Consider the following 6,000-nt stretch of genomic DNA (forward strand, 5'->3'; position numbering starts at 1 on the left):
ACGCCACATTCCGGCAGCGACCGCAGGCTGCATGCCGCACGCAAGTGGGGGAGGGGCTTCCCTTTCCGAATAAAAGCTGCTACTATCTATCTCTTCCTATACACCACCTCAACGGTTTGAATTTTACATGACCACTATTCGCCTTAAAGAAAACGAGCCGTTCGAAGTCGCAATGCGTCGCTTCAAACGCACCATCGAAAAAACGGGTCTGCTGACCGAATTGCGCGCACGCGAATTCTACGAAAAGCCAACAGCTGAGCGCAAGCGCAAGCTGGCAGCTGCTGTAAAGCGTCATTACAAACGCATCCGCAGCCAACAACTGCCGAAAAAATTATTCTAAGACTGTTCAGTCAGAACCAACCCGGGTAGTTCGGCGCATTGTTCGCCACGGGTTTTGTTTTGATTCGCCTGGAGTGATACTTCAGATGAGTCGCATACCCGCTCCGGTTCGCCGCAGCGGGTTTTCGCTTTTGTGGCCCGCTGATGCTAGCCGCGCACGAGCACCCACCTACTGACCAACGAGGATTGCCATGAGCTTGAAAGAACAAATTACCGAAGACATGAAAAACGCCATGCGCGCCAAGGAAGCGGGCAAGCTGGGTACGATTCGCCTGTTGCTGGCGGAAATCAAGCGCAAGGAAGTCGACGAGCGCATCGAATTGACGGATGCCCACGTGACGGCCATCGTGGAAAAGATGATCAAGCAGCGCAAGGATTCGATCACCCAGTTCGAAGCCGGTGGCCGTGCCGACCTGGCCGACATCGAAAAAGCCGAACTGGTGCACCTGGCGGGCTACATGCCTGCCGGCCTGTCGGACGAAGAAGTGGCGGCCGAAGTGGCTGCCGCCGTGGCCGCCTCGGGCGCCGCCGGTCCGCAAGACATGGGCAAGGTCATGGCCATCGTCAAGCCGAAGCTGGCTGGCCGCGCCGACATGACGGTGGTGTCCGCTCTGGTCAAGAAAGCCTTGACGCCGGCAGCGTAAGCATACAATAGTAGCAAGGGCTGCCCGCCGTCGCGCTGGCAGCCTGTTAACAGCCCACACGTTGACCTGGCTCAACCTCAGGCCACGTGCGGTAGTATAGTCTGACCTATAACAAGACCCGCCCTAGCCAGTGATACCTCAATCCTTCATTTCCGATTTGCTCAACCGCGTCGATATCGTCGATGTCGTGGGCCGCTATGTGCAACTGAAAAAAGGTGGCGCCAATTTCATGGGCTTGTGCCCGTTCCACAGTGAAAAATCGCCCAGCTTTACCGTCAGCCCCACCAAGCAGTTCTATCACTGCTTCGGCTGTGGCGCGCATGGCACCTCGATCGGCTTCCTGATCGAGTACTCGGGCATGGGTTTTGTCGACGCCGTCAAGGACCTGGCGCAGAACGTGGGCATGGTCGTGCCGGAAGCGGACGACAAGATCCCGCCGGCCCAGCGCGCGCAGATCCAGGCGCAAAGCATGGCCTTGTCCGACGCCATGACGCAGGCCTGCGATTATTACCGTGGGCAATTGCGCCACGCGCCGGAAGCCATAGCCTACCTGAAGAACCGGGGCTTGACGGGCGAAGTGGCCGCTCGCTTCGGCATGGGTTTCGCGCCCGGCGGCTGGGACAATCTGCGTTCCGTCTTCCCCGATTACGACGTGGTGGCCCTGGCCGAAGCTGGCCTCGTGATCGACAAGGTCGATGAAGAGGGCAATAACCGCAAGCGCTACGACCGTTTCCGCGAACGCATCATGTTCCCGATCCGCAATACCAAGGGGCAAGTGATCGCTTTTGGTGGCCGCGTGCTCGACCATGGCGAACCGAAATACCTGAACTCGCCGGAAACCCCCTTGTTTTCCAAGGGATTCGAACTATATGGGCTGTTCGAGGCGCGCCAGGCTATCCGTGACGCCGGCTACGTGCTGGTGACGGAAGGCTATATGGATGTGGTGGCGCTGGCGCAAATGGGTTTCCCGCAAGCGGTGGCCACCTTGGGCACGGCGTGCACGCCCACCCATGTGCAAAAACTGTTGCGCCAGACGGATAACGTGATTTTCAGCTTCGACGGCGACAAGGCCGGCCGCCGCGCCGCGCGCCGCGCGCTGGAAGCGAGCCTGGCCCACGTGTCGGACAATAAAACCATCAAATTCCTGTTCTTGCCGTCGGAACACGATCCGGATAGCTATATCCGCGAATTCGGTGCCGAAGGGTTTGAGCAGCAAGTGCATGAAGCCATGCCGCTGTCGCAGTTCTTGCTGAAGGAAGTGTCGGGCGAGCATGATCTGTCGGAACCGGAAGGGCGCGCCCGCGTGCAGTTCGACGCCAAGCCGCTGCTGCAACTGATGGCGCCGTCGTCTTTGCGTCTGCAGATCGTGCGCGGCCTGGCGCAGCTGACGCAGTCCACGCCGGCCGAGATCGAAGCCCTGTTCGAGCTGGCGAAACCCGTTGCCGTGGCGCGCCGCGCGCCGCCGAAATCGGGCCGCCCCGTGCCTGTCGGTCTGGAATTGAAGATCATGCGCATGCTGGTAGCGCATCCGCCGCTGACGATGCGCATCGACGAGGCCGCCCTGGCCGCCTTCCAGCACCTGGGGCCGGATGCGGCGCATAGCCTGGGGCAGCTGGTGGCCGTGGGCCAGGCCTTGGGCGAGCACGGCAGTTTCGCCGCGCTGGCGCAGCAGTTGAAGGAGCTGGGCAGCGAATACGACGAGATCATCGGCGAGATAGCGGCCGGCACGGAATCCGATTACGACAGCGAATTGTCTTGGCTGGTGAGCACCATCCGCGAGATCAAATTGAATGCCTTGAAGGCGGAATTGCAGCAATTGTTTGCCTCGGGTTTGCCATCCGAGAAAATTGGTGTACGCTACCGCGAAATCATGCAGGAGCAGGGGGCGCTGGAACGCGAGCGCGATGCCGAGTTGGTTAATCGCTAACCTTGTCTTGAGGGTATGGCGCGCACTGGAAAAACATTTTTCGCGTGCTATAATTAAATGCTAAGTATTGTGTGCTTTGGCAAGCTAGTTCTGTTTCGTAAATAGTATTTGTTTTCAGTAAGTTAGGCTCTTGATCGGCGCGGTGGATCGTGTCGGCAGCCAGGGCCAACTGGCGTTTTCGGCGTTGCGGGCAAGGCTCGCAGACGCTGGCAAGCCGCGCCAGGCTCTCGCTCCCAACGCGGTCGATGCAGGAATTTTTGCCGAGACGGCTGGCAACAGCCGGTGGACAGGAATTGCTGCGCTTCCCGCGGATCGTGGCCGATGAGGTGTAAGTAACGTAACAGTGTCGAATTTGCGTAGTCGGCAGGTTCGAAGATGGTGGTTCCCGCAGGTAGACAGGGAACTGGCAGCAAACTTTATCCTAATCCACCGTAAAGCAAGTCGTTGTGTAATCGAAAGCGCCTGTGCCAATCAAGAAACCCGAATCCAAAGCGGCTGTAAAGCCCACTAAAGTTACCACGAAAGCCGAAAAGGCGCTCGACCGGCCAGAAGCGCGCGTCACCAGCGCGCCCGTGGTCAGCCAGACCACCGACGCCGCCACCCTGGCCGCGATCGATACGTCCGGTTATGTCTTGCCGTCGGTAAAAGTGCCAGGCCGCCGTGGCCGCAAGCCAAAAGAATTCCAGCCAGAAAATGATGAAGTCGCCGCCCTGAACGCCGTCGAGCGGGCCGAACTGAAGGCCGTTGACAAGGCCAAGGCGAAGGACCGCAAGGCGAAAGAGCGTGCGCTGCTGAAGGACGCGTTCTCGTCCGACACGGAAGCGAGCGAGGAAGAACTCGAGCGCCGGCGCCAGAAACTCAAGACACTGATCAAGTTCGGCAAGGAACGCGGTTTCCTGACCTACGCGGAAATCAACGATCACTTGCCCGAAAACATCGTCGATCCGGAAGCCATCGAAGGCATCATCGGTACCTTCAATGACATGGGTATCGCCGTCTACGAGCACGCGCCCGATGCGGAAACGTTGTTGCTGTCCGATAACGTTGCCGTCGTCACCAGCGATGACGAGGCGGAAGCGGCAGCCGAGGCGGCATTGTCGACCGTCGACTCCGATTTCGGCCGCACCACCGATCCCGTGCGCATGTACATGCGTGAAATGGGCTCGGTCGAACTGCTGACGCGCGAAGGCGAGATCGAGATTGCCAAGCGCATCGAAGATGGCTTGAAAGACATGATCCAGGCCATTTCTGCCTGTCCCGTGACGATCGCCGAGATCATCGCCGCCGCCGACCGCATCGCCAACGAAGAGATCAAGATCGACGAAATCGTCGACGGCCTCGTCGATGAAAACGAGCCGGTCGCCGCAGCCCCTGTCGTGGCCGCACCCGTCGAGGAAGACGAGGAAGAAGGCGAAGCGGAAGAGGAGGAAGTCGAAGAAGAGGAAGAGGCGAGCGCTTCCGGTGCGGCCGGTTTCTCGGCTGAACAGCTGGAAACCCTGAAACGCACGGCGCTGGAAAAATTCGCCATCATTTCGCAGCAATTCGACAAGATGCGCCGCGCCTTCGAGAAAGAAGGCTACAACTCGAAACCCTATGCCAAGGCGCAGGAAGCCATTTCGCAAGAGTTGCTGGGCATCCGCTTCACGGCCAAGGTCGTGGAAAAGCTGTGCGACACCCTGCGCGGCCAGGTCGACGAAGTGCGCCATATCGAGAAGCAGATCCTCGACGTGGCCGTGAACCGCTGCGGCATGCCGCGCGCCCACTTCATCAAGGTCTTCCCGGGCAATGAAACCAACCTCGACTGGGTCGATGGCGAAGTCAACGCAGGACACGCGTACAGTGCCATCCTGGGCCGCAACATTCCGACCGTCAAGGAACTGCAGCAGCGCCTGATCGACCTGCAGGCGAGGGTCGTCTTGCCGCTGCCGGACTTGCGCAACATCAACCGCCAAATGGCGGCCGGTGAAATGAAGGCGCGCAAGGCCAAGCGTGAAATGACGGAGGCCAACTTGCGCCTGGTCATTTCGATCGCCAAGAAATACACGAACCGCGGCCTGCAATTCCTCGATTTGATCCAGGAAGGCAATATCGGCCTGATGAAGGCCGTCGACAAGTTTGAGTACCGCCGCGGCTACAAGTTCTCGACGTATGCCACCTGGTGGATACGCCAGGCCATCACGCGCTCGATCGCCGACCAGGCGCGCACGATCCGCATTCCCGTGCACATGATCGAGACGATCAACAAGATGAACCGCATCTCTCGCCAGATCCTGCAGGAAACGGGCGCGGAACCCGATCCGGCCACCCTGGCGATCAAGATGGAGATGCCCGAGGACAAGATCCGCAAGATCATGAAAATCGCCAAGGAACCGATCTCGATGGAAACGCCGATCGGCGACGACGACGATTCCCACCTGGGCGACTTCATCGAGGACAACAACACCCTGGCGCCGGCCGACGCGGCCCTGCACGCCTCCATGCGCGGCGTCGTCAAGGACGTGCTCGATTCCCTGACGCCACGCGAAGCCAAGGTGCTGCGCATGCGTTTCGGCATCGAGATGTCCACCGACCACACTTTGGAAGAAGTGGGCAAGCAATTTGACGTGACGCGCGAGCGCATCCGCCAGATCGAAGCCAAGGCGCTGCGCAAGCTACGCCACCCATCGCGCTCCGACAAGCTGAAAAGCTTCTTGGAAGGCAACTAGAAGCCAATAGGGCTTGACGTGCGCCCGTGATACCCCTATCCTCGCGTGTCCGTTTCCAAAACGGCCGCGCGAGGCGGGTTTTCAACAGCGCCGCCACGCCGCAGCCCCCTGGGCCTCTAGCTCATGCTTGGTTAGAGCAGCGGACTCATAATCCGTTGGTGCCGTGTTCGACTCACGGGAGGCCCACCAGAATTTGCAGCAATAGAATTAGCCCCGGCGGGTGACTGCCGGGGCTAATGAGATGGTCACCCTCCACCCTATAAGTTACTAAACTTATAGGGTGTTTTCATTTCTGAAGGAGGCCATCATGGAAAACGTTACGCTCATCGGCATCGATCTCGGCAAACACAGCTTTCATGTCCACGGACAGGATCGCCAAGGTAAA

At 59.3% G+C, this 6,000-nt stretch carries 4 protein-coding genes and 1 tRNA gene; all 5 read left to right on the forward strand.

Features of this window, described 5'->3' with window-relative positions:
* Positions 1–127 precede the first annotated feature (127 nt).
* The 5 genes from rpsU (at position 128) to CSQ93_RS03045 (ending at position 5,804) form a co-directional block, all read left to right on the forward strand.
* Entirely contained in the window at positions 128–340 is a 213-nt protein-coding gene (rpsU, locus tag CSQ93_RS03025; protein WP_008451879.1) for a 30S ribosomal protein S21, read from the forward strand.
* A 190-nt stretch (positions 341–530) separates the two neighbouring features.
* A complete protein-coding gene (locus tag CSQ93_RS03030; protein ID WP_058049818.1) occupies positions 531–983 on the forward strand; it encodes a GatB/YqeY domain-containing protein in 453 nt (150 codons plus the stop codon).
* A gap of 130 nt (positions 984–1,113) precedes the next feature.
* Positions 1,114–2,910 carry a DNA primase gene (dnaG, locus tag CSQ93_RS03035; protein ID WP_099376654.1) on the forward strand — a complete coding sequence of 599 codons (1,797 nt, stop codon included), beginning with the start codon at positions 1,114–1,116 and terminating at the stop codon, positions 2,908–2,910.
* Between the two features lie 464 nt (positions 2,911–3,374).
* A complete protein-coding gene (rpoD, locus tag CSQ93_RS03040; RefSeq protein WP_034779848.1) occupies positions 3,375–5,615 on the forward strand; it encodes an RNA polymerase sigma factor RpoD in 2,241 nt (746 codons plus the stop codon).
* 110 nt (positions 5,616–5,725) lie between these two features.
* A tRNA-Ile gene (locus CSQ93_RS03045) sits at positions 5,726–5,804 on the forward strand.
* Positions 5,805–6,000: the final 196 nt, after the last annotated feature.

This window comes from Janthinobacterium sp. BJB426, assembly GCF_002735705.1.
In the GTDB taxonomy this organism is placed as follows: domain Bacteria; phylum Pseudomonadota; class Gammaproteobacteria; order Burkholderiales; family Burkholderiaceae_D; genus Janthinobacterium.